Origin of the sequence: Chitinophaga sp. (assembly GCF_017745275.1) — a bacterium.
Classification (GTDB): domain Bacteria; phylum Bacteroidota; class Bacteroidia; order Chitinophagales; family Chitinophagaceae; genus Chitinophaga.
Map to the genome: position 1 here is coordinate 656507 of NZ_JAGHZS010000007.1, position 24260 is coordinate 680766.

Here is a 24260-nt window from a genome sequence, read left to right on the forward strand (position 1 = left end):
TTATTTTTTTATCCTCCGATGAATACTGTGGGAGATCCTGTTTGAATCATGCCTCCCGGTTGATGGGTGGTTTCATCCATTTGCCGTGCAGCAGGCTGGCCGCCGAAGAACACGGTAGAAGAACCGCTTTTGATCATATTGCCTGGTTCCACGCACATGCACATATCATTTTGTACAGCGGCGGCCAGTTGATTGATGAATACCCTTGACGATCCGGTGGCCATCACCTGTCCGGGGCCGTGTATTGGTGTAAACGGGGACACTGATAATGGTTTGGGGCAAAAGTGTACATCAGTATTTCGAGCTGCTGGTTTTCCTGGCATGATACATCAGTTTAAATCGATTCTTGTTCCATTTATTTTAATACCCTGCGCAGATAATTCGATGGAAGTACTGGCGTCCAGCGTGATGCTGATCTTTTGTCCGCTGCCGTCCAGTTCTATTTTCGGACTGTTGCTGTCACCTGCGCTGAGCAGAATTTTCTTATTATCATCATCAAAAATGAATTGCATACCACCCCTTGCGATAAAGCCTTTCAGTGCATTTTGATCGCTCGCCGGTAATTCCTGCGGGGCTACATTTTTATCGCTGTTCACGGCGCCCAGTATCACTGCGTCGTTGGGATCATTGTTGATAAATCCTACGATGACCTCATCTCCTATCTCAGGCCGGAAAATGAATCCCCGTTTATCGCCGGCGTAGATGTTTACCATCCTGGCCCAAATACCGTCTGCATTGGTGCTGTTGGGATTTTGTGCGATAAAGGGAATGCGTACCTGGATGCGGTAATCGCCGCTGCGACTGTCGCCTTCAATTTTGGAAACAATGCCTGCGTGCAGGCCACGGATACTGCTTACCAATCCCGCCGCTTCCGGTGGGGCCGGTGTCATGTTATCTGCCGCAAAATTTTTATTCCATCCAAATTGTATATCTGTTTTCCAGGTACCGTTGATCACCTGGTGTAATATGCCTGTAATGAGATGGGTACCGTTAAAACGGTCTCCTACTCCGTTTACTTCCAGGGTGTCGCCTGGTTGCACTTTTATGCCATTAATAGCGGCGCGTCCTTTTACGTGCGATAAGGTACCGCGCTGTTGTTTGGCATTGGCCCAGGCACTGAGCTCCTGGGTATCCATGTCGCCACCATGGTAGAGTTGAACGGGGTTATCTTTATACAGTACATCGGGGAAATCGCGTTGTGCGCCACCGCCGCTCAGCGCGCTGGAAGCGGATGAGAGCAGTCCGCCTGCGCCACCTGCGTCGGCACCAGCGTCTTCCTCCATGACTTCCTGTTTGGTATAATCCCAGGTACTTCCTTTTACGGTGGGGTAATGATCCCGGGCATCCAGTTCCGATTCAAATTCCAGGATGGGGATCCCCTGGCTGCCGATGCCAAACTGCACCTGCAGATCGGGTGTTGATTTTATAGCGGGCTTCTTCATTTGCAGTGTGCCCTGGTCTGCCAGGAGGCAAAGGCCATTGGCATCAGCGCGCAGTAACATGAAGTCCCAGTCGGTTACATTGTACTGTACCAGCTCTTTGTGTGTATAGCCCGGACTCTCCATGGTACCTGCACTTACATCCGGGTAGTTGTTCAGGATATCCTGCACAAGGTCTTTATCGGATACGTTGTAGAAGTAGCGGCTTTTGCGGGCAACGGTTGTTTTCACGGCGGCATCACGGCATTCTATCTCCATGCGGAAATATCGACCCTGCTGCACTTTCACGGCATGCCGGATAATAATCCCTTTAAAAATAGTTTCTTCTTTTTGTTCGTAACCCAGCAGAATTTCTACTGTTTTTCCCGGAGAAAAAAGGTCCTGGTTACTTTTGGTAAACTCCTGTTTTTCCACGGAACCATCGGCAAATACGAGCCGTGCCCAGGGGATTCGGTTTAATTCGAGCCCGATGGAAAGGGATATCAGGCCACCAGGGGACATGGTCACTTCTTTGCCGTCGGCTCTAACGGTAACGGCTACGTTGTGTGTTTCCCTGTTTTGCGTTTCCGCTGTTTGTGGCAGGATCATTTTTTCGTGGTTTTATCGATGGGTGGAAGAATCAACTGCGTACCGGGTTGCAGGCGTCTGAAGTTGGTGAGCTGATTCGCCTTGGCTACTTCCAGGTAATATTTTTCGTCGTCGTATACATCGTCGCAGATGCGCAGGATGTTCTCCCCTGCCACTACCATGTGATGGCGACTCAGGTCGGGTGATAACAGCGACAATAACGCCATGCTATCCTTGAACGGTGTATAGGCTTTTATTTTCAATGTTATTTCTGCGCGGAGCGGAATGCCGTCGGGACTAAAAAGATTGTAGTTGATGTCCATATTCAGGAGTAGTCCCATGAATACGAGTTTGCCATATTGCACCAGCAGGAAGGGCGTGCGATGGCTTTCGTCTTTAAAGTCGTATACAGCGGCCTGCAGTTGTGCTACCCTGATCGGCACATAGGCGCCTTGCGCTTCTGCCGGTAGCTGGTTCATCACGCTGCCGATGAGATCTGCAGAAGGCATGGTGCTTGGTGCTACCACACCGGTACCATCCAATATAAAGCGTAGCTCCAGCTCTTCGGGATTCACTTTATCGAATTGCAGTTCAGTGCCCGGTGTGCCTTTGGTATCAGGTTCATTGTACTTGATACTAAAGCTTCTGCTGATCGATTCGGGATTGATCTGTACTTCGAATATTTTGGTGGTGAGCGTAGTCAAAACGGTGCTGGCACTAAGGCTGCTCAGGCCACCCAGCCCGCCTTTACCGGAGGTATCCGGTCCGGGTAGGGAAACGATGCGTAGTTTACTAATTGAACCGTCCATGTCAGCGATCTTTTTGTCGTTCTAAAATCTCCATCACTTGTTGCACGGCTTCCTCGATGATGCGTGTCTTCACATCTTCAGAGATGCCTGCCTGCGGGAGTGCCCCCGTGTTGGTGGCCGCGCTTTGATTGGTGGCCGTTACGTTGGCTTTCACCACCAGTTCCCTGATAATAATGGGCATGATGAAAATGATTTAAGAAGATTTAGTGAAATAATTGTAGTTGATCTGTATTGTTTCCACAGCGATGTCGCTGTTCTCCGCATTAAACCCGGTGATTTCCCATTTGGTAGGAAAAGCGTTCACCAGGTGCCAGGCCATGAGTGGCTTAGGGCTTCCCTGAGAACCGCCTTCCACATCGAGCAGGAATACATGCAGATTTTTGGGCGAAAAGCTAAAGTCTTCGATGGCTTTACGGCACCACTCTACCAGCGGTGAACTTACTTTCAGTCCCCGTTTGAGCACCAGTGGTTCTGCCCTTGCAGGCAGTGGTAGCTGGTGGGTAAAGCGATTTTCGCCCGCTTCTTTGACAGACTGCGTTTCCATGCTCATGGAAAGTCCCGACAGCTCCTGGAATTCCGAATCGCTGTCGGGCATACCATCGATCACTACTTTGAAGTAAAAACCTACGGGCGGATAACTATTTCCAATTACCGGCATACGATTTATTTATATTCTACTGACAAATCTTCTATGGCCAGCTCCAGTGTTTCTACTGCTACCTCGTTGGCATCTGCTTTCATATCTGTGAAAGCTACCTTCACGGGGAAAGCGTTGGTCAGTGTCCAGGCTACCACCGGGTTACCTTCTTCATCGTTGAGGGTAATCACTATGTTTTTGCGATAGTCTACTCTTTTACGCACGGTCCCTGCTTTGCTGCCGTCGCCGATCCAGCTGTAGAAATCCGAATTAGCGTCTTTGAAGCCCTGGATCAGGCCTTTCTTCAGGGTAACGTTAGCGAACTTGCGCAGTCCCGGTAATTTAATTTTCGAGAAGTTGGGGTCATTACCCGTGCGGTATTCTATCAGGTCTACCTGGTAGTCCAGTCCGCTCACTTCTGTGAAGCCGATCTGGTCAGCACTATTAAATTCCTGTTCCGGGCGTGATACCTTGAAGTAGAATTTGGGGAAAGGATAACTCTTTGCCATTTGCTATAAAAGTTTAAATGCTTTTAAAAATGTACTGTTAGGATTCCGCCAGTTCGAACTTATGCTCGTACTGTAATACGATGAACTCTGCTGGTCTTGCTACCGCCACTTTAACGAAGATGCGCATGATACCATTGAGTACATCGTCATCACTCATGGATTCCGGTGCGCTGCAAATCACGGCGTATGCGTCATCGGGTGTATTACCATAGAGGCCACCTGCTTTCCAGAGCCTGTTGAGGAAGCTCCTGATCATAGCACGTACTTTGATCCAGGTTTGTTCGTTATTAGGAGCGAATACAAAGTCCTGCATGGCGAGTGCAATAGAATCTTCTATAAAGCAGAAGGTGCGGCGCACATTCACGTATCTCCATTCAAGATCGTTGCCTGCAAGGGTTCTGGCGCCGTATACCAACAGTCCGCGGCCAGGGTAAGTACGGATAGCGTTGATGGCTTTACCATTGGAAGGTGCATTCAGGTTAGCGTGTAAGTCGTCGTCAATATCCAATGCGGGTTTGATGCCGCCGAATACGCTGACGTTTGCAGGAGCCTGCCATACGCCGGCGGTAGCATCGGTGCGTACATAGATGCCCGCAATGGCACCACAGGGAGGCAGTGTTACTGCTAAATTTGAAATGGCATCTTTGATCTTACCATAGATGAGGTTATTAACGTCTTTGATGACATCCATGGTGAAGTTGGTAAGCGGGATACTCACGCCGCTGCCCAGCGCCTTTACAGCAGCTTTCAGCGTGGCGAGCGTGGAGGCTACCAGGCCCTGTGCATTGGTAAGGGCGGTAGTGGCCAGTCCCAGTGCGGTATCTGTATCGGTCTGTGCTTTCCCCAATATTGTTTGAGGTGCCGGGTTGGCTTTATCTAATTCTGTAGCAACGTCGGCGGGTATGGCTACACCGGAATCAGCAGATATTTTCAGTAATTGTACCAGCATGTCTGCATCCTTGGCACCAGGGGTAGCCTGTACCCATGCGTCCAGGGCTGTTTTCAGGTAGGTCAGCGCTTTCTTTTCTGCAGTGAGACCATCCACTTTCCCCTGGGCTGCCGGTATTGCTGCGTTAGCATCCAGGTAAGCTTTGGCCTTCGCTTTCAGGTCTGCTACGGTATTGGCATCTCCGGGTATAGATTGTACGTGGGAGGTAACTGCTACATCAGCTTCTGCATAATTGTAGCTGAAGATGGTTTTAATGTAGGGATAGTAAGTCATCCCATATTTTTTGAATTCGATATCAGATGGCATCCTTGTCTGGAAGCCACTTTCGATAGTGTCGATGCTATCCCCATTTGCGGAATGCAGGTCGATGATGGTAACGCGGTCCTTCATTTTACTGCAATGTTGCAGGGCAGTAGTAATTACACCGGATTGGTATTGTTCCTCGGTGAGTGAGGTACCGTCAGGAAATACGAGGATGGTTACTTCCTGTACTTTTGTTAAACTACCGATCGCTGTTTTAATAGCGTTGGCATCCGGATCTGTATCAAATTTACCAACAGAGAGAATGTAGCATGGGCCTCCGCCATTCGCAAAATAAAACAGCAGGGAATGATACATTTTGTATTTGAAATCTGTTGGATCAGCCACCTGTACATCGGGCGTACCGGTGCTTTCGTCGATGGTTACTTTGAGTTTTTGCAACGGCGCGGTGCCGAACAAATCTTCGTATTCTTTCATCGACTTGATCCGGGTGGGTTTCCCGCTCAGGTCTACCCCTTTTTTATCGGCCTTTTGGGTGTTGCCAATGAAAACCGGTACGGCGCTGGGGACCACGCCCACCGTTGGAGGAAGCGTAGAAATCTCCTGGGTGTAGACGCCAGGCATTCTTAAATCTAGCAAAGCTGCCATGTTATTTGCTTTTAGAGTTTATAAATGATAGTTGTATTTTTCATGCTTCTATCCGGAATAGCAATAGGACCTACTTCTACACCGGCGTCTTTATTGAGTTTCACCACGGGCTGTTCTCCATCTGCCAATACAATAGGAATGAGTGATTCGAAGAGATATACTTCTTTTATTTTTCCATCCGCTTTGAGGCCATCGATATATGCTTTTTCTGTGGGGAAAGGCGAACGTTTCTGAATGTCTACATTGGGAGGATACCGGGAACTGTTTGACGCGCTATAGGCGATCGTAAGTTTGGTAGGGTCCACCTTTGCGCCTCCGCGATCCACGGGTTCCACGAGGTAATATTGCCATTTAGAAGCGCGGGCACCAAGGGTTAAACTGAATACCAGGTTATCATCTCCCGGTTTCAGTTGCAGATGCAATATTGCCCAGTTATTACTTTGTTTCATCAGCTCATCGCTCAGCACCATTTTTGCTGTAGCGGTGCCACCGCCTGTGAGGTTTTTCTCCAGCAAATAAAGACCAGGATCCGCTAGCACAATTTTTATAGCGCCGCTGTTTTTGTCCACCGCGTTGGTACCCACGGTTACCCATCCGGAAGGGTTGGCTGCCGGGCGTTTCAGCGTTACGCTATCTACTGTACCAGCAGGGAAATTCAACATGGTTTGCTGACCAGCCATATCGGGTAATTCGTTGGTGGCAGACAGCACCAGTTGTTGTTGATAGGTGCCGTCTTCTTTCAGGTTGGAAAACCAATAACGCCCTTTGCCAAAGCTTTGCGTAATATTGAGGAGATCTGTTTTTATCCGCATCCCGAAAAACAGGTCAATCACGGTGTCCAGCTGTACAAAAGGATCTCCGGCTTCGTCCCGCTTCAGGTATATCTTCAGGTTACCATCTGATTGTTTGAATTTCATTCCGTACGCATCCAATACTGCCAACGCAGATGGTGTAGGGATAAACAGGACATCTGTTGCATGTGCATTGCTATAGAATGCATGCTTTATCTCGAGGGAAACCAGTGGGGTGTATTTAAAATGTAACATCAGTTAAACAGTTTCATCGCCATGGATATCTGTGATCAGTGAGCCATTTACAGGAGGTGCCTGCTGGAACATTAATACGCGTGCTTTATAAATCACCGAGGGCAGATACCTGCCTCCCATCACGGTCCAGAGGTTATTGAGATTTTCGAAGCCGAGGTTGTGCAGGTTGATAATCGCATCCTGCTCTTCGCCATTAACGGTGATGCTTATCCGGCGGTTCGCCTGAAAGCAACCGATCACCTGGCTGATAGCCTGCATGCTGGTCACATAAGAATCATACTTCGCTGAGAAGAGCAGGTAGGCATTAATATATACAGCGCTTTTTTCTTGGACGAAGCTGCTTCCTACTTCACGTAGCGGATAATTATTTCTCAATGCATTTTCTTCTTCCACTGATGCCAGCGTCAGAATTACTTTATCGTGAAACAGTTCTTCTCCGCCGCCTTCGGCGCTTTTATCGTGGATAGATACATCTCCGATCATGCACTCAAATAAATCGCCGGGGCCACCTTTTGATCGCAGACTAAAATAGAGATTCAGCGTTGCTACCATCTCTGCAAGCAATAGATCAATCATAATATATGTTGATTTTAGGGCAACAAATTTCCATTCGCATGTATATGTCAAATAGGGAGACACACCATGCAAGGGCATCATGAAGACATGCGACACTATATAGTTAACCTATACAGTTCACAACCGATAAACACAGGGAATAGTAACTGCAACGCGGCAAAGCGGCAACTATTTCAGCTGTGAAAAATGACCTCTTCCGAAGTTCATAACATCAACGTGACCATTTGTGATTTTTTTTGGGAGTTACAATTACAATTCTAAATCGTCGATACATTGGGGTTTTGGGGCATCGATTATTTCCAGACATGAAACTAGACAAAATAAATTACAATACAAAATCCATTAAATAAACTTTCCCTATTACAAACGTTGTAAGTCAGGATTCCTTTTTACCAAAACCGGTTAAAATGCGCTATCATAGCGGTTATTATCTCCCCAAAAAAATAAAACCGGAAAAGTACGCAACGGTTAAATTGCGGGAAAACCCTCAACGATTATTCCGCAGCTGCACCTCACCATCCGGTTAATTACCCGAAAACTTTGTCGATTTCAATCAGATCAGCCAACCCAATTATGCGTGCTATCGATAATGGCGGCGATAATCCATATCGAATGCCATTGGTTACGCCAAGGCATGAAGAAAGCCTGGTTAGATGCCAACTTATCCGACCTCTGATAGCAGCATAAGACTATGCATTCGATATTAAAATGCGACTACCTTAACATGAAGAGGTAGCCGCACTTGATTATTGCTTTGCTTTAATCTGATTTTCAATTCAATATTTGAGTGCAAGTACTGAGAATAACTATTGAAGAATTTGATATGCCCTGAGTCTCATTGGGAGGATCTGAAATTGCGGAATCTTTGTTGCGTTCTTACTTACGTCCTCCAAAAACATTTTTTTCATCCGGCTATCCGGAATAGAATCAGGGCATGGGATGAGATAATAGTAATAGTAGACAAAGGGTTGATAAACTTCAAAGTTTGGTCCTGCACCAGGGGCTGCTCGCTTCCAGTTAGTCTCTTTGTAAAGTGTTACTAAGAATTATTCTTGAGTAAGCATTAGGATAATAGCCTCCGGGCAATGTTTTAGCATCTGCAGTAACGGTAACCACTGAGCCATTGATGTCCTGAGTAACATTTGCGCCACCCCATAGTGGAAACTTATCCGGGCGGTGGATTTTATCTGTTGCTGAATTAATGGTTGCGGTAAAATAATCAAATGCTTCGTCAATGAGCTTTGTTTCGGATTCGTCATTAGATGGATGGGCAGCTTCCTTTTTGTTACATGCCCAGAAAATGGCTCCAATGGCAGCAACGATAAATAGGGTTTTTCTCATAAATTTTTTGAGTTATAGATTCATTGTCAATAACAGCAAAATTTAAGCGTCGGGGTATCGGGTTAGAAATAACTCCAGGTCTCTCTTATACTTATGTAGTTACAAGGCTAATAAACCTGATTGCAGCCGCTTTGTTGTACTGCACTGATGCTATGATTGCAGAAATCATTTTTTTACTTTAATACAATATTCAGCCGATATGGATCAAGAGGAAAATGAAGAAAATATATGCTTAGGGCGATAACTACTACTGTCCTTTTCCGATCTTACTTTCCATGTCAGATACTCGCCGCTGGCAAATGCCTCGAATATAACCTGGTGGCCATGATATCTGATTTACTGAAAAATACAACAATACTTCCTTCTTACAATACCCTACCTTCGCCATTTATTCAGGGTCTATGCCAGTTCAAACACTCCTTCAGCACTTCAATACCATCACGCCGTTATCGCTTGCTGCACAGGCAGCTTTAAAACAATGCCTGTACCTGGAGCGCTACCCGAAGAAAACAATGATACAACAGCAGCACCGCCCGGCGCAACATATTTTCATTGTACATACAGGACTGGTACGGAGTTTCTATACGCACAACGACAAAGAAATCACCGCGTCTTTTGGTACGCCGGGATGTATGGTGTGTGCCATGAGTAGTTTGCTGTCGTATGAGCCGGCGACTTATAGTATAGAAACGCTGGAAGAAAGTGAACTTTTCTACATGGAGTTTGCCGCCATGGAAGCATTATATGATGCCCATCATGACCTGGAAAGATTAGGAAGAATGATGATTACGCAATATTATCTTGACCAGGAAAAAGAGCTGAAGGCGATCCGGTTTCAATCGTCAGAACAGCGTTATCAAACTTTACTCAACCTCCAACCTGAATTATTACAACGTGCCCCCCTTGGTCATGTGGCTTCTTACCTGGGCATTACTCCCGAAACCCTTAGCCGTTTGCGAGCCCGGTATTAGTAATTGCACTTTTTGATTTATATCAAAAAATGAGGCGTCTGTATCCTGCAATTTCGCAGCGTAACAGACATACAACATGAAGAAAATATTGATAATACAGGGGAACCCACATCCGGGAAGTTATTGCAGCGCCTTAGCCACCACCTATCAGCAAACAGCGGGATTGGCAGGACACCAGGCAGAGCTGATCCATCTATATGATTTAAATTTTGACCTGAGCCTGCGTCACGGGTACCGGCAACGAACAGAATGGGAACCAGACCTGCACGATGCATGGGCTAAAATACAAGCCGCCGATCATTTGGTATGGATATACCCTATCTGGTGGGGAACGGCGCCTGCCCTGTTAAAAGGCTTCATAGACCGTGTATTTCTCCCTGGCAAAACGTTTAAGTACCGCAGTGAAAAATCGGTGTTTTGGGATAAACTGCTTAAGCATAAGTCGGCCCGTATGATCGTTACCATGGATTCACCGGCCTGGTACGATTACATGATGTACGGCCGGGCTGGTATTCGTGCCATGAAAACTGCCACGCTTGCATTCTGTGGCTTATCTCCTGTAAAAGTAACAGTGCTGGATAAAATAAAACTGCGTTCGCCACAAGCACTTGAAAAATGTCTGCGTAAGATAGAACGATTGGCGTTGAAAGGGAAATAACACCACTCATCGCTGCCAGCAAACATATGCTGGCAGCGATGAGTGATAATATCCTTTTTCTAACATGGAATTTTATTCAATTACTTTCAGATAGCGCGCCATCCAGTAGGGTAACAAATATTCATCTCCTGCCAGTTCGGAATCACCATCGTGGCCACCATCCAGCGTAAAGGCGTTAGCGTTATGACGATGTACCGGCAGTTCATCCAACGGCAACAGTACTTCCGTGGTTTGGTTGCGGAAGTTGGCCGGCAACAGCGTGATATCTTTCCGGTGAGCGTTTTTGATGGTCCAGGTGACCTGGTCCATCGGGAAGGTTTGCAGCCACCAGGTAGTTGCATCGGCATCGTAATCACCGGCAGTGGCGCGGGTGATCAGGTTCCAGAGTCCATTTTTTTCAGGACGTTCCATTTCCCAGTGGTTACGGATAGCTCCTTTATACTGCTGCTTTAACTCATCGGTAAAGGCATAGTTATTTAATACCCAGTAGGTAAGAAAGGCCATTTCATCGTCAGAGTGATTCCAGCCGCCGGTACCCATATCAATGCCCATGTGCAGGTAGCCGGGAGTAGATTTTATTTTGTGATAATCTATCTGGATATTTTTCAGATAGCCATATTTGTTCAGCAGTTTATACGCTTCGGTTTTATAACGTTCCTTGCCGGTGAGGGCATACGCCAACTGCAGCCCCGCAATGATTGTGGTACTTCCCAGCCGGCGATCCCCAATGGTTTCGGGATACCAGTTGATGTATTCCGGTCCCCAGCGGGCCCATAGTGTAGGTTTATTATCGATATCCACCAGCGTGTATTTGTGGTCGAGGATATGCGTCATGATCTTATCAATAAAAGCGGTGACTCGTTGCTTTTCTTCCGGGGTTTCTGCCACCATTTCATGCAGTACTGCTGTAATCCAGATGTAGGCTACAAATTCATCGCTGCTGGTATGTCCCTTCCATTCCCATTCAGGGTCCGGAGAATCGCGCCATCTTTCGGGATCAGAGTTTTTGTAGCCTTTTCTTTCGAAGGTACGCGAAGGAAACCCGGTGAGCTGGTTGATAGACAGGATTCTTTCGAAGGCTTCAAAAGCTTCCCAGGCGTAGCGTTTGGCTACCGGTTCATGCGTAGTGGCATAACGGAAAGCCTGGCTGCCCAGATAGAAGCTACTCCAGAGGCCATCGTTGTCGGTATCCGCCATTTCTGCAGTAGCAATATCGCCGGGCGTGAGGAGGTGTACATTGGAGATAAAGCCGTAACGGATATGGCGTTCCCGGATCTTACGTTCAAAATATGCGGCTTTCTGTGCGAATGTTTGTTGGATAAATGCGATTTTATTCAGACCGGTAGCAGTTAAGATATATACGTCACCGTTACTATCGGCTGCTAAGGATTTTACACCGTCCTGGTCCAGCCAGCGGCGGGAGGCGAAATACCGATAGTCGCCCCCGCTGGTTTTCATGAAGGCACCCTGTGGCGTGCCTGCCCAGATATGGCCCTTCACCACCAGTAACGTGTTGATATCGGGAACGGGTACACGCACCTGCAGTGATAAAGTGGTATCACCATTACGGCTGTTGATGGCGTAATAGCCGTTGTGTGTACCGAGTATAACGTCGTTGCCGTTGAAGGTCATGGCAGTGGCGTCTTTAACCGTATGAACAGGTTTGAACTGATCACCCTCCAAACGATACACCGCTTTGTTGGTGAGGATGAAGAAGGTGCCGGCATAGGCGGCCATGCTTTGCACATGCTCCGGCAATGCAGGCAGTTCCTGTAGCTTACCGTTAACACCTAACGCCAGGGCGTTGTTGCCACTCAGCAACATGCGGCCGGAAGCGTCTACTGCCACGCGGTTAAATTTATTCAGTGGTAAATTGATATAAGGGATGCCAGCGTAGCCGTTGGTCAAACATTTATCTGCATACAGGTAATACAGGTGCCCGGTGGTTTCCTGTGTGGTGACGTCTACCGGTATCTTCTGTGCCAATGGACGGAAGCGGACATCCCGTACAAGATCATTCCCACTGAGGCGGTAGAACCCCTGCGAGGTCAGTACCTGTACATTATCGTTGTAATCAGTGATTACTTTGAGCAGTTGCAGTCCTGCCGGAACCTGGTATTTCACAGACACAGCCTGTGTGAAAGGCTGGTCAGGCGTGGCATGGGAAGTACACCACAGCAGCAGGCCTGCTGCGAGGATTGATAATTTCTTCATTCCAGTTGTTTTATATTTTAATCAGCCACACCTCGGTGACCCTTGAATGTTGGCGCCAGTTAAGGTGTTCTTCATCTATTGGATCCCAGGTAAGTACGAGAGTGCCGTTTTTAATCAATGCCGCGGGAACTGCAAACTCCTTGCGTTCGCCGATGCCTTTATCATAGCGGCCGGGCGTTAATAATACGCCGTTGGCCCGCAGCAGGCATTCGCCGTAGCCGGTTACCTGTACAACATATTTAGCAGTGGAGTCGAGATGTTCGTAGCGCATGGCGGAAGGCCAGCGCAGGCTGATCATCCACGACATCCGTTTCCGGCTGCGGCCACTCTCCCACCAATCGAATCCCGGCGCATCGCTGCGGCGTATCAACGGATCGGTGTGTAAGTCCTCTGTACGCACTACGTGCGGCGACTTCCCAATATTGCCCACGGCATCGTAAAAACTGCCGGGACCGGGGTTTTCCCAGCGGGCGATGGTATCCAGTGCTTTTCGTTGATCCGTTTCCGATAGTGTACGGATATACTTGAATTTATCTTCCAGCCACCAGCGGTTATTCAATGGATGGTCGAGGAAATCCAGTACTGCACCTCTTTCAGGGCCGGCGGCTTTATATTTGGCGACGCTGGTTTGTAAAGCCACCGAGTTAAAAAGGTCGTCGCACAGGGCGATGATACGGTCATGCCAGTGGGGCATGATGATGCTATCGGCCTGTTGTAATATTTTTTCAGCGCGACCCATGGCATCGCCGCCCTCCAGCAGGGTACGATTGGCATCGGCTTCCAGGGCTGCTTCACGAATAGCGCGTTGTCTCGTATAGGCGTCATAGTAAGCCCGGAGCAGGCACATCTGCCAGCGCCAGTTACCTCCCAGTTCCGGATGTTGCTGTTCCAGCTTTTGCCACAGGGTAAGCGTGGCGGGTATACCGCCATTATCCGCGATGGGGCCTTCCCAGTTTTTTTCCAGCGCCAGTATACCGTCGGCGGCTTCTTCTGCGAAGGTGCTGCCAAAAAAGTAACGGCAATATTGAATGAGCATGTCTCTTACATTAGACTGGCTATTCCAGCCCAGCATGCTCCATTCCATTTTATTGAGATCGTCGTGCGCACCATCGGAGTAGCTGACAAAGCCGTCCATGGTGGGTGCAATAAAGCGATAGATAGCCGCGTAGTATAGCGGCTGCGGATTCACCGGCTCACGGCCAAGGGTATACGCAAATGCCGGATCCCACCAGGCCACGGGGTAATCGCAACGAACGGTGTGTGTGATATCCGGGTAGTGGCGGATAGGATACTTTGCAGGCAAGGCCGCCCGTGTGTCTTCCAGCGAAGGGCTGGAGGGACCTACAACGATCCCTCTTAACCACATTGGCTGATGTTGATGGATATAGGAATAAACGAACGCACACTGATCTGGGGTATAGCCTTGCAGCGACAGCCAGATACGTGCTTTCGGATGATACTTTTTTAAGGCAACGGATAAATCTTCCAGCAACGGGATGACTTGTTGCGGTGGATTGTCACCGGGATCGCCGCCGGGAAAGAATACGGCATCGAGGCGTGGCGCCTGCCGGAGCAGGGTATCAAATTGCAGCAGATAATGTTTTCTTTTATCAATGTCTTTCAGGTCAAACGTGGCGGGCGTCCAGACGGAGAAGTCCAGGTCATACTTTTTACAGAAACCGCTGATACGCAGGTTCATGTCCAGGGAAGGAAGGTGAAAATGGGGAGATGGTGGCATAAAGGGAATCGCCTCAATAGTATTGGCCCCAAAAATGGCGAGGTCACGGATGTATTGCTCGTATTGTTCCGCCGTCCATCCATCGTACGAGTTAGCGAGATTACGATAGCCGATCTGGTGGCCGCGTATGGCCTTTTCAGGAACAGCGTCAATATCCCGTATATCCGCCAACGTTACCTGCTGCCGGTCGTATTGCACATTGCGGAGTATATAGCCCGCGCCATATAACAGCCCACGGGTACCATCGCCTTCTACTTTAATGATTTGCCTGTTTTTCTCATAAACAGTATGGATATGATAAGATTCGGCAGCGCAGGGAATACTGGCAAATACAATCACCTGCCCTTTTCCAGGCATTTTGTCGGTGATTGGCCAGGTGATGCCGGTACGGCGTTGTACTTCTTCCTGTAACACCTGGGCGGCCACCTGTTTATCTTTTGTAACAATTATTACCTGTGCCCTGGCGTAAACAGTACATAAAAGGGGAATAAAAAAAACTATAGCTAAAAATCCTTTCATCATGTCATTTGAATCGGCTTAACAAAAAAGGAATAGCAGGACAAGAAAGCTCTTAGCAGCTAGCTTTTAGCTTTTAGTAAATGCAGCGAAGGTCAGCATAATATATACTTCGCTGCATTTACTAAAAGCTAAAAGCTAATGGCTAACAGCTATTTTAAATACCACATAAGAGTAGTTTGGTTATCGGCGCCAAATACAGCAACGGCTTTTTGGTATTCGGCTTCGTTAGTATCACGTTCACCGGTTGGATAAACATAGCGTTTAGGCAACACCGATGTAGAGGACAACGGCCCCAGGACAAATTTTGGGAAACCGGTACGACGGTTGTCGAACCAGGCCTCTGCTCCTTTCAGGAAGCCGGCAATCCATTTCTGGCCGATCAGCTGCTCCAGCGTGTTGTTATATTTTACCAGTGGCTGATCAAAATAATGCGCATCAATAGCCGTCTGTTCTACGCCATAAAACTTCATGTTGGCGTGAATACCATCGTAATACAAGCTTTCGGCTGTTTTACCGGGTACCGTTACTTTCCCTGCCTGTACACATTCCGCGAGAATGAAGCATACTTCTGCGTAGGTAAGCATGCTGGCCTTCAGCATCGCCGCATTGGTTTTACTGAACAATGAGGATAAACGGGAAATATGAGTTTTACCACCGTTATAGTCATACGGCGCGGGAATAGCATTAGGAACACCTACATAAGTATTTGGGTCTACTTTCCATCCGTTGGCAGAATCCACCGGCGCAATCCATACCGCTAAACGAGGATCATTACGTTGCAGCAATGCATCTACAATTTCCTTACTGGGCTTCCGTTTATCAAATTCGTCTGCTGAACTTCCCTGTGGACTGCCAGGCCAGCTATTGGCGCTTACCGTACCCTGATAAATAATTTCTGCATTATCTGCATTGCTTTCAAAGATGGGATACTTCGTTTTGTCGTTCAGGATCTCCTGCATTTCTGTAAAGGCAGGCGAATAGTTTTTATAAATACGGAGCAGCATCCGAAGGCGCAGGGAGTTGGCAAATTTTCGCCATTGTAAAGGCACACCACCGTATAGTACATCCGCTTTAGGATCAATACTACCCGGCGGATTTGACAGGTCGTTATTGGCCTCTTTCAGCGTTTGTAATAAAGCAGGATATACTGTTTGCTGTTGATCATATTTTGGATGAATAAGCCTGTCTTGTTTCAGGCGCAGCGCATCTGTATATGGTATATCACCGAAGAGGTCGGAGATATAGGCAAAATTAAAAGCTGCCATGACCTTACCTATCGCGAGATATTGAGGCATATTCAATTTAGTAGCAAGGGCCATCATCTCCTGGTTAGCAGAGAGTCTTCCGTAGTAGTCGTCCCAGCTTTGCGGTCCCCAGTCGAATTTATCATTTCCCTCATTGCGTACCATTGTAATATAACGGCCGGCAGAAGCGGGTTTATCGAAGTACGCTTCCTTCTGATAACCATACGCAGTATTAATGATCACGTTAGACATCAGGAATTCCGGGCTGATCACTTCTGATTCATTGGGATTGGTATTGATCTCCTCAAATCCCTTTCTGCAGGATGCCAGCAGCAAGCTGAGTCCCAGTACATAATATTTAAAAGGTATGCGTTGCATAACCATACAATTTTTGGTTTAGAAATTGAAACCTATTTTAGCACCAAAAGAACGGGTATAAGGCAGCCCCCAGCTGGCAACACCCGGCGAGAAGCTACCATTGGTGAGGGTCATGGCTGTTTCAGGATCATATCCGGATTCAGCCGCCGTCCAGGTAAAGAGATTGCGTGCGATCAATGAAATAGTCAGATTATTCAATGGTGCTTTACCTAACATTTTCTTTGGAAAAGCGTAGGTCAGCGAAGCTTCCCGCAATTTCACATAGCTGGCATCGAAAGTAGAGCGGCCAGGGAAGTCCCAATAGTATTCGCCATAGTAATTTTCCGGATCGGTCACTACATCATTGAGTTTGTATTTTCCGTTGCCATCGCTCACATATCCAAAGAGGATCATGCCATCGTTACGTTTGTTTCCATCAGCGTCTGTCCATGCCAGACCACCTGTTTTCGGATCACGGCCTGGTACTGTAGTTAATGTACGGCCATCACTCAGGAGGTTCTTTGCCACGTAAGAAAAGAACTGTCCTCCCTGACGCCAGTCGATCAGTACATTCAGTGTAAAGCCTTTGTAAGTAAATGAGTTGCTGATTCCCAGCATAAAGTCAGGGTTATAGTTACCTATCTTTACATAATCATTCACTTTCTGATAGCCTCCCTCATCGCTCAGTAAAGGCTGCCCTTTAAATTCACCATCAGGTACGGTTAGCCATGTCTGTGCATACATATCTCCCATTTCTGTACCTTCCTTTACCAGGAAGCGAACGCCTTCTGCACCACCCAGCATATAATTGGTAAGGCCTTCTTTGAGTTCAATTATTTTGTTACGGTTACGGGTATAGTTTAATTGCAGGTCCCAACGGAATGGCCCAGCCACCGGGGTAGCATTTAAGCCAATTTCAATACCCCTGTTCTGAACTTTACCTGCATTTGTAATCATACTGGAATAGCCGGTAGCTTTGGTAACGGGGATATTAATAATCTGGTTACGGTTAACGGTATTATAGTAAGTAAAGTCAAGCCCTAAACGTCCTTTCAGGAAACGCAGGTCGGCGCCAAATTCATGTGAGGTGGCGATCAATGGCTTCAACTCGTTATTTTTCAGTATGTCGCTGATGTTAGCTTGTTTCACATCTCCCCAATCCTGCCCAAAGTTAAAGGTATTGAACAGCTGGTAAGGATCTGTATCTCCTCCCACCTGCGCCCAGTTGATCCGGAGCTTAGCAAAAGATAATACATCTGATTTGAGTGCCAACATATCTGACACAATCAGGCTTAATGAAGCGGATGGATAGAAATAGGAGTTATTCGCCATAGGTAGTGTACTGGACCAGTCGTTGCGTGCAGTAAGATCCAGGAACGCATAGTTCCGGAAACTCACCTGTCCCATACCATACACACTGTTGATCCTTCGATTGGACCTATAAGAGTTGTTTACGACTGTACCTGCTTTCGCATTGGCAATGGTATATAGTTGAGGAATCACAAGCGCTTCAGATTTCTGGGAAGAACCTTTTCCAAATTGGTTCATGCGATTAGCACCACCAGATACAGAAACAAAGAAATCTTTGTTGATATTCTTTTTATAGCTCAACAGGAAGTCTGTGTTCTGCTCACGGAAGTATTCTGTTTCCAAAGCATAAGCACCTGTCTTATTCTTCACTGCGCTAAAAGGACGTTTACTTTCACGGGTTTCAGAATAAAGATCCATACCTGTACGTACCATGAGTGACAATTCTTTTGTGAATTGGAAATCAATCTGCACGTTACCAGTCATACGATCACGATCAAATCCGTTAATGAATTCATACGCCACCAGGTAAGGATTATCAGTAGACCCCGGCACATGAGAAAACTGTTGCAGTCCTTCTCTGCCAGGCAGCCAGTAGTTACGCAGTTGCCTGATATCTACGTTTGGCGTAGTGGTATATACAATATTACTGACACTGCCCCGGTTAAATGTAGGACGATTGTCGCTGACATTTTTCGTATAGCCAACATTGGTGCTCACCTTGATATTCGGCTTGAGATTGTAGGCTGCAGCCAGGTTCAGGGTATTCCTTTTTAAGTCTGTGTTTGGAATAATACCTTCATTTTTCAGGTTGGTGAAAGACAGGCGGAAGCTACCATCTTTGTTATTACCGGTAACGGCAATGTTATTGGTAAAAGTAGATCCTGTACGGAAGAAATCCTTATGGCGATTCGGATAAGATACCCAGTCTGTCGGAATAGGCTGTCCATTGGCATCCTTAGGGCTGTTCCACTGTACATGTTTGGTGCCGACATCCAGTCGTGGTCCCCAACTGGCGTCAGAAATAGTTTCATCAGATCCTTCCCGGTCGCCGGAACCGAATTCATTCTGGAACTTGGGAAACAACCAGGGTTGGTCGAACATCGCACTGGAGTTCACAGAAACACCGAGACCTTTCGTAAGCCCTGAGCCTGATTTACTGGTGATCAGTATCACCCCGTTAATGGCACGGGAGCCGTACAAGGCAGATGCACTGGCGCCCTTCAGCACTGTAATACTGGCAATATCATCCGGGTTAATATCTGCTATGGTGCTGCCGTAATCCACCACTACCTGTCCTACGGTTTGTTTGGGAGCGCGCACACCGGAAGAAATCGGAATGCCATCTAGTACATACAAAGGTTGGTTATAACCCTGGAAACCGCTTTGACCACGGATGGTTACGAGGGCAGTACCAGCAGGATCAGAACTCGTCGCTCTTACATTCACCCCTGCTACTTTACCTGATAACGCATTGGCTACATTCACTTCTTTTACGGTACTTACCTGATCACCTTTAATCGTGGCAATAGAATAACCCAATGCTTTCTCCTGGCGCTTAATACCCAGTGCGGTTACTACCACATCATCGAGGCTGCGTACGTCGGGTACCAAATGTACCTGTATGTTGCCATTCCCGGCCTTCTGCTCCTGTGCTACATAGCCTACAAAGCGGAACGACAGCACCGCGTTGGCATCAGCCACGCGAAGGGTGAAGTGTCCGTCTGCATCGGTGATCGTACCGTTAGTCGTTCCTTTTTCATGCACGGTTACACCCGGTAATGGCGTACCTTTTTGATCAGTGACGGTACCTTTCACCTGTACGTCTGCCGCCGCTGCAATAGCTTTGGTGGCGGTAGTGGCGCGGATCGCGTAATCGTGTTCACTGAGTTTTACTGCCTGCAATCCCAATGGCGTGAGCATTTTGGCGAGTTGCACATCGAGATTTTCAGCGTTTAGCCGTCCAGGTTTGGTGGTCACAAATTTGTTGGCCACCTGTGCAGGTGAGTAGTTGAAGCTGACCATCAGCCTGGTTTCCAGGTCGGTCAGCATTTGGCGTAGGGAGATGGAACCTGCTTCCCCTGAAGAGTTTCCGCTACTTACCATTAACTGCTGCGCATTGGTGTGGGTGCCCAGTGTTAACAATAACAGCAGCATGGCGCTCCATGGAGCATAAAGCTTCGTAAAGCTCTTTTGCATAACTGTAAATTTTAAGATCCTTATTCAAAAATGATAACTGAATTGTGCTGTGTCATTTTCAGCTGATGCACAGTGGTCATTGCTTTCAGCAGCAAGGCAGGATCAGCAGCAGGACCTGAACCGGTAAAGAGCAGGCCTTCCATCCTCTTATTCCTAAACTCAATATGATACCCATATATATCCGATAACTGCTGGGCTACATTCAGCAGTGTTTCTTCATGGAACACCAACCGGTGTTGTTTCCAGGCGGTTAGTTGTGCGGCATTACCTGTTAATCGTTGAGAAGTACCGGATGCAAACAGCATCATGTCTCCCGGCTTCATCTGTAAACTATCATTTACTACGATCTTCCCTTCTTCTAATAATACCATCACTTTGTTGTGACGATGATATACATTAAAGGCCGTTCCTTTTACTTCGATGGTGACCGCCGGCATCATCACCCTAAACTTAGGATGCAGTCCTGCAGGCGATTTAGAGACATTAAAATAGGCTTCGCCCTGTAGTGCTACTGTTCTTATTTTATCCTGCTCCCATTTGGCGGGATACGCTACCGTCGAGTTGGCGTTGAGTTGTACCACGGAACCATCCGGCAGATGTATGATTTTGGTTTCACCGAAACCTGTTTGTACGATTATTTTTTGCGGTGTAGTATGACTGGTCCGATACCAGGTAATCGCCAGCAAAGTGAGTGTGGCAGCGGCGATAGAGGCGCCCAGGGTATAGAGCCATCTTCTGCGCGATGGTCCGTTATTTTTTTTAACGGCGGCATCATTCAGTAGCTCATCTACCTGGTACTTGACAGCGGCCATCTCCTCTGTACTTATTTCGTTGGTCCGGAACCGTAGTGCCAGCACCATGGCGCGTGCTTCCTGCAATACAGGTTCCTGTTCAGGATGTGCGGCCTGCCACTGTATCCAGAAGGCGGCATTTGTATTTTCCAGTACCCATGCCCGGAAGTCGGCATCTGCAGCAAAATCTGCTGCATCGTATCCACCATAGTTCATAAAAAAGTACCTTGTACTTATAGTAGAGACAGGAACCGGGAAAATACCCTCAGGAAAATCAGACTTTTTTTAAATTATTTTTTAGCGGAGCATTAAAGCCGATTCATTAGGCGCCAGCAACTCTTTTAGTTCAGCGATAGCACGATATATTAAGGTACGGGCATATTTTACTTCTTTCAACCCCATAATCTCTGCAATTTCTTCGTAGGTAAGGTTTTCGTAAAAGCGGAGGTATACCGCTTCTTTCTGGCGGAGGGTGAGCGCGTGCAGTTTTTGCTGTAAGAGGCGTGCAGCGTGTTCGTTGTGTTGGCGATTGATTAAAATACTTTCAGGCGACAGCTCCAGGTCGAAAAGGGAGGCTGCCTGTTCGTCCGGCATGCCGGTTATTTTGGCCGACTTACCAAGATAACGGAACAACTTTCTCCTGGCGGCAACCAACAAGTAACTTTTCAGGTTCACCGGCGCCGACAGGCCGGCACGTTGCAGGAATAACTGTGAGAAGAAGTCCTGCAACATGTCTTTTACCAGGCTACGATCCGTGGTAAACCGGATACAGTACCGGAATAACAGCGGAAAATAACGGCGGTATATTTCCCCGAAAGCATCTCTATCCCCGTCACAAAGCCGGCGCCACAGGAACATCTCATCTTGCTGCGAATTATAAAGGCTGGTTGACATCTATTATGTGAATTAGGAACAAGATTTCTCTAAACTACACATTGGCCGGTTGCCATCATAATTTCCTGCCTGAAAATAACAACGATTTAATGTGCCGACAAAGTACCGGTAGCTACCTCTTTGATCTGTAACCGGTCGCACCACCCCTTGAAATCACGATAAATCTGTTGTAAAGTCGTCTTCTGTTCTGGTGTTAGCTCCAGTGCGTGCGCGCGACTGATAGTCCGCACCGGCAGTCCCCGCTGCTGCAGGAAATACTTGGCACTCAACGGGTAAGCCATATGGATCAGCGGATCTACCCTTTGCAGCTCCGATTGTATCCATTCTACTTCTGTTTGCTTACTTTCATCGTTTACATGATTACATAACCAGACCAATATCTCAGGATAAAAATTTCCGGAAATGGAAGACATCCCCGCAGCACCCATTTTCATAGAGGCGACACCGTTAGGAGTGTGCGCATCGTAAAACTCCAGCCTGCTCCCGGCTGTCACGGCCAGCTTTGCGCGTACATTCTCTACATTACAGGACGTGTCTTTATGATAAATCAGCCGGTTGGTGGCCAGTAAGGTACCTAAAATTTCCGGACTAATCACTCTTTTATATGGCGCCGGACATTCATATAATCCCAGCGGAATACTACCGGTCAGCGAAAACAATTGCTCAAATCTTTGCAGCAGCACTTCATCTGATTCATCGATATTGGCAAAGTGGCCGGTAATCATGATCACAGAGTCTACGCCGGTATCGTACATTTTTTGCGTGAACAGTGCCTTATCAGGGATGGTTAGCCCAAAGGACCCGGTAGCCACTACCGGCACGCGACCATTGACATAACGCACCACATGACGTGTCAGCTCCAGGCGCTCATCTTCACTGATACTGTACATTTCAGAAGAAAGACAATTGGCAAAAAAGCCTTTCACCCCGGCTTCCAGGTAAAAATCAATCAGCTGTTCTATCATATCATGATCTATCTGTGCTTTCAGATTAAACGGCGTGATCATCACCGGAACAAATTTCTTTTGCATAACAAACAGGTTTAAGATTCAGGGAGTGTGCGGCGTTGCAACCGGGTAAACAGCATGCCCGCCAGGAATATAGATAAAGTGCCTACCACAATAATCAAATGCACATGTAAAGGACTACGCCACTGTTCCCAGGCAGCAGGCAGGTATTTGGAAAGCGACATCCAGAGAATGACCAGCAAACCTATGACCGTAGCAGCAACTGCCGCCGCATTCTTTGTTTTAGATACAATGCCCAGGAGAAATAATCCCAGCATTCCCCCGGCGAAAATGCCGGATAGTTCCCACCAGATATCGAGGATGCTCTTCACCCCTATCATAGAGATACCAAAAAATATAGCCAGCAAACCAGTCACCGTAGTAGCAATGTACAATACCCGCATCTCCTTTTGCGGACTGGTTTCCCGGCGGATATAGCGCTGGTAGATATCTTTCAAAAAAACAGTTGCAGTACTATTCATTCCACTACTCACAGTACTCATTGCAGCAGATAAAATGGCCGCTACAATTAAGCCCAGTAATCCTTTTGGCACCTTCGTCACCATAAACCAGGGCAACACCTTATCGCCGTAATCAGCCGGCACCAGGGATGCTACGGGCACATGCCGTTCCGCCGCCACCTGTTGCTTTACCGCTAACAACGCTTCCGGATGCTGCTGCGCGTAGGCAAACAATGCCGTACCAATAAAAAAGAATACCATACTCACGGGCACATACCAATACACGCATAACCAGATACTACGCGAGGCCTCCTTCCGGGAACGCGCCGTGTGATAACGTTGTACATAATTCTGGTCCATCCCGAAGTTGTTCAGGTTAATAAAGAACCCATATAATAGTACCACCCAAAAAGTAGGGGTATTAAAATCCGTTGGATTAAAACTACCCAGCGAAAATTTTGCTTCACTGCTACCAATACTAAAAATATCCGCGATGCCATTTTTCATGCCGGCAATCACCAGTCCCAGGATAATCAATGCCCCGGCTGTTTTGATAATGCCCTGTAATACTTCCGTCCAGATCACCGCTTCCATTCCTCCCAGCACAGTATAAATAATAATACAGATACCAGTAACGGTCATGATAGTACGCATTTCCAGGCCCGTAAGCGCCTGTAATGCCAGCGCCACCCCAAAAAAGATAGTGCCCATCCTGGCCAACTGCATTAATATAAAACAGACCGTGGCGTAAGTCCGGGCCCATGGCCCAAAGCGGCGCTCCAAATGGGTATATGCACTTACTTCTCCACTATGCCTGTAAAACGGTACAAAATATTTAGCTGCAATAAATGCAGCGAGCGGCATCGACAAACTGAAAACAAAAGCATTCCAGTTGCTGCCAAACGATTTCCCGGGTACACCCAGGAAGGTATTGCTGCTCAAAAAAGTAGCGTACAATGATAGCCCCAATGCCCAACCAGGGATGGTTCCGGAAGCGGTGATAAACTGCGCGGCATTTTTGTTTTTCCTGGAAAACCACAACCCCGTTAAAATCATACAAAGCAGGTACATCACAATCACAGCCAGATCAATTAAAGGCATTTGGTGCATAAAAATT

General features: G+C 47.3%; 20 protein-coding genes. 2 read left to right on the forward strand and 18 right to left on the reverse strand.

The window, feature by feature from the left end; genetic code table 11:
• Positions 1-8: 8 nt before the first annotated feature.
• From J7623_RS22240 to J7623_RS22285, 10 genes are all read right to left on the reverse strand, one after another.
• Positions 9-323 (reverse strand): PAAR domain-containing protein, encoded by a 315-nt coding sequence (locus J7623_RS22240; protein WP_291924526.1) that lies wholly within the window; start codon positions 321-323, stop codon positions 9-11.
• 6 nt (positions 324-329) lie between these two features.
• The gene (vgrG, locus tag J7623_RS22245; RefSeq protein WP_291924527.1) at positions 330-2027 is read right to left on the reverse strand and encodes a type VI secretion system tip protein VgrG; all 1698 of its coding nucleotides are present in this window, start codon (positions 2025-2027) and stop codon (positions 330-332) included.
• Positions 2024-2815 (reverse strand): hypothetical protein, encoded by a 792-nt coding sequence (locus tag J7623_RS22250; protein WP_291924529.1) that lies wholly within the window; start codon positions 2813-2815, stop codon positions 2024-2026. The genes vgrG and J7623_RS22250 overlap by 4 nt, the downstream gene beginning before the upstream one ends.
• A gap of 1 nt (position 2816) precedes the next feature.
• The gene (locus J7623_RS22255) at positions 2817-2996 is read right to left on the reverse strand and encodes a DUF5908 family protein (protein ID WP_291924530.1); all 180 of its coding nucleotides are present in this window, start codon (positions 2994-2996) and stop codon (positions 2817-2819) included.
• 12 nt (positions 2997-3008) lie between these two features.
• Positions 3009-3473, reverse strand: coding sequence for a phage tail protein (locus tag J7623_RS22260; RefSeq protein WP_291924532.1), 465 nt, complete (start codon positions 3471-3473; stop codon positions 3009-3011).
• 5 nt (positions 3474-3478) lie between these two features.
• The gene (locus J7623_RS22265) at positions 3479-3961 is read right to left on the reverse strand and encodes a phage tail protein (RefSeq protein WP_291924533.1); all 483 of its coding nucleotides are present in this window, start codon (positions 3959-3961) and stop codon (positions 3479-3481) included.
• A 37-nt stretch (positions 3962-3998) separates the two neighbouring features.
• Positions 3999-5819: a phage tail sheath C-terminal domain-containing protein gene (locus tag J7623_RS22270; protein ID WP_291924534.1), complete on the reverse strand. Its 1821-nt coding sequence runs from the start codon at positions 5817-5819 to the stop codon at positions 3999-4001.
• Between the two features lie 11 nt (positions 5820-5830).
• The gene (locus J7623_RS22275; RefSeq protein WP_291924536.1) at positions 5831-6865 is read right to left on the reverse strand and encodes a hypothetical protein; all 1035 of its coding nucleotides are present in this window, start codon (positions 6863-6865) and stop codon (positions 5831-5833) included.
• A gap of 3 nt (positions 6866-6868) precedes the next feature.
• A complete protein-coding gene (locus tag J7623_RS22280; protein WP_291924537.1) occupies positions 6869-7441 on the reverse strand; it encodes a DUF4255 domain-containing protein in 573 nt (190 codons plus the stop codon).
• A 1017-nt stretch (positions 7442-8458) separates the two neighbouring features.
• Positions 8459-8782: a hypothetical protein gene (locus tag J7623_RS22285; RefSeq protein ID WP_291924538.1), complete on the reverse strand. Its 324-nt coding sequence runs from the start codon at positions 8780-8782 to the stop codon at positions 8459-8461.
• A 401-nt stretch (positions 8783-9183) separates the two neighbouring features.
• Here J7623_RS22285 and J7623_RS22290 point away from each other — a divergent pair, with 401 nt between their 5' ends.
• Positions 9184-9753: a Crp/Fnr family transcriptional regulator gene (locus tag J7623_RS22290; protein ID WP_291924539.1), complete on the forward strand. Its 570-nt coding sequence runs from the start codon at positions 9184-9186 to the stop codon at positions 9751-9753.
• Between the two features lie 76 nt (positions 9754-9829).
• Positions 9830-10411, forward strand: coding sequence for an NAD(P)H-dependent oxidoreductase (locus tag J7623_RS22295; protein WP_291924541.1), 582 nt, complete (start codon positions 9830-9832; stop codon positions 10409-10411).
• Between the two features lie 72 nt (positions 10412-10483).
• On the opposite strand, the gene J7623_RS22300 is transcribed toward J7623_RS22295, so the two are convergent.
• The 8 genes from J7623_RS22300 to J7623_RS22335 all read right to left on the reverse strand — a co-directional run bounded on the left by J7623_RS22300 (position 10484) and on the right by J7623_RS22335 (position 24253).
• Entirely contained in the window at positions 10484-12625 is a 2142-nt protein-coding gene (locus tag J7623_RS22300; protein ID WP_291924543.1) for a hypothetical protein, read from the reverse strand.
• A 10-nt stretch (positions 12626-12635) separates the two neighbouring features.
• Entirely contained in the window at positions 12636-14885 is a 2250-nt protein-coding gene (locus tag J7623_RS22305) for a hypothetical protein (RefSeq protein ID WP_291924545.1), read from the reverse strand.
• A 146-nt stretch (positions 14886-15031) separates the two neighbouring features.
• Positions 15032-16504, reverse strand: a complete 1473-nt coding sequence (locus tag J7623_RS22310) for a SusD/RagB family nutrient-binding outer membrane lipoprotein (protein WP_291924547.1) — start codon at positions 16502-16504, stop codon at positions 15032-15034.
• A gap of 18 nt (positions 16505-16522) precedes the next feature.
• On the reverse strand, positions 16523-19990 hold the full coding sequence (locus tag J7623_RS22315; RefSeq protein ID WP_291924549.1) for a SusC/RagA family TonB-linked outer membrane protein: 3468 nt from the start codon (positions 19988-19990) through the stop codon (positions 16523-16525).
• A gap of 20 nt (positions 19991-20010) precedes the next feature.
• Positions 20011-20997 carry a FecR domain-containing protein gene (locus tag J7623_RS22320; RefSeq protein WP_291924551.1) on the reverse strand — a complete coding sequence of 329 codons (987 nt, stop codon included), beginning with the start codon at positions 20995-20997 and terminating at the stop codon, positions 20011-20013.
• Positions 20998-21078: 81 nt separating this feature from the next.
• On the reverse strand, positions 21079-21675 hold the full coding sequence (locus tag J7623_RS22325) for a sigma-70 family RNA polymerase sigma factor (RefSeq protein WP_291924552.1): 597 nt from the start codon (positions 21673-21675) through the stop codon (positions 21079-21081).
• Between the two features lie 86 nt (positions 21676-21761).
• Positions 21762-22706, reverse strand: a complete 945-nt coding sequence (locus J7623_RS22330; RefSeq protein WP_291924554.1) for a dihydrodipicolinate synthase family protein — start codon at positions 22704-22706, stop codon at positions 21762-21764.
• An 11-nt stretch (positions 22707-22717) separates the two neighbouring features.
• Positions 22718-24253: a sodium:solute symporter gene (locus J7623_RS22335; RefSeq protein WP_291924556.1), complete on the reverse strand. Its 1536-nt coding sequence runs from the start codon at positions 24251-24253 to the stop codon at positions 22718-22720.
• Positions 24254-24260 lie beyond the last annotated feature (7 nt).

Bases quoted from the DNA above. Each gene is read 5' to 3' on its own strand.
- J7623_RS22295 (WP_291924541.1), top strand. From the start codon at position 9,830: ATGAAGAAAATATTGATAATACAGGGGAACCCACATCCGGGAAGTTAT.
- J7623_RS22300 (WP_291924543.1), bottom strand. From the start codon at position 12,625: ATGAAGAAATTATCAATCCTCGCAGCAGGCCTGCTGCTGTGGTGTACT.
- J7623_RS22320 (WP_291924551.1), bottom strand. From the start codon at position 20,997: ATGAACTATGGTGGATACGATGCAGCAGATTTTGCTGCAGATGCCGAC.
- J7623_RS22250 (WP_291924529.1), bottom strand. From the start codon at position 2,815: ATGGACGGTTCAATTAGTAAACTACGCATCGTTTCCCTACCCGGACCG.
- J7623_RS22310 (WP_291924547.1), bottom strand. From the start codon at position 16,504: ATGCAACGCATACCTTTTAAATATTATGTACTGGGACTCAGCTTGCTG.
- J7623_RS22335 (WP_291924556.1), bottom strand. From the start codon at position 24,253: ATGCACCAAATGCCTTTAATTGATCTGGCTGTGATTGTGATGTACCTG.
- J7623_RS22305 (WP_291924545.1), bottom strand. From the start codon at position 14,885: ATGATGAAAGGATTTTTAGCTATAGTTTTTTTTATTCCCCTTTTATGT.
- J7623_RS22275 (WP_291924536.1), bottom strand. From the start codon at position 6,865: ATGTTACATTTTAAATACACCCCACTGGTTTCCCTCGAGATAAAGCAT.
- J7623_RS22325 (WP_291924552.1), bottom strand. From the start codon at position 21,675: ATGTCAACCAGCCTTTATAATTCGCAGCAAGATGAGATGTTCCTGTGG.
- J7623_RS22330 (WP_291924554.1), bottom strand. From the start codon at position 22,706: ATGCAAAAGAAATTTGTTCCGGTGATGATCACGCCGTTTAATCTGAAA.
- J7623_RS22280 (WP_291924537.1), bottom strand. From the start codon at position 7,441: ATGATTGATCTATTGCTTGCAGAGATGGTAGCAACGCTGAATCTCTAT.
- J7623_RS22240 (WP_291924526.1), bottom strand. From the start codon at position 323: ATGCCAGGAAAACCAGCAGCTCGAAATACTGATGTACACTTTTGCCCC.
- J7623_RS22290 (WP_291924539.1), top strand. From the start codon at position 9,184: ATGCCAGTTCAAACACTCCTTCAGCACTTCAATACCATCACGCCGTTA.
- J7623_RS22265 (WP_291924533.1), bottom strand. From the start codon at position 3,961: ATGGCAAAGAGTTATCCTTTCCCCAAATTCTACTTCAAGGTATCACGC.
- J7623_RS22255 (WP_291924530.1), bottom strand. From the start codon at position 2,996: ATGCCCATTATTATCAGGGAACTGGTGGTGAAAGCCAACGTAACGGCC.
- J7623_RS22315 (WP_291924549.1), bottom strand. From the start codon at position 19,990: ATGCAAAAGAGCTTTACGAAGCTTTATGCTCCATGGAGCGCCATGCTG.
- J7623_RS22260 (WP_291924532.1), bottom strand. From the start codon at position 3,473: ATGCCGGTAATTGGAAATAGTTATCCGCCCGTAGGTTTTTACTTCAAA.
- J7623_RS22270 (WP_291924534.1), bottom strand. From the start codon at position 5,819: ATGGCAGCTTTGCTAGATTTAAGAATGCCTGGCGTCTACACCCAGGAG.
- J7623_RS22285 (WP_291924538.1), bottom strand. From the start codon at position 8,782: ATGAGAAAAACCCTATTTATCGTTGCTGCCATTGGAGCCATTTTCTGG.
- vgrG (WP_291924527.1), bottom strand. From the start codon at position 2,027: ATGATCCTGCCACAAACAGCGGAAACGCAAAACAGGGAAACACACAAC.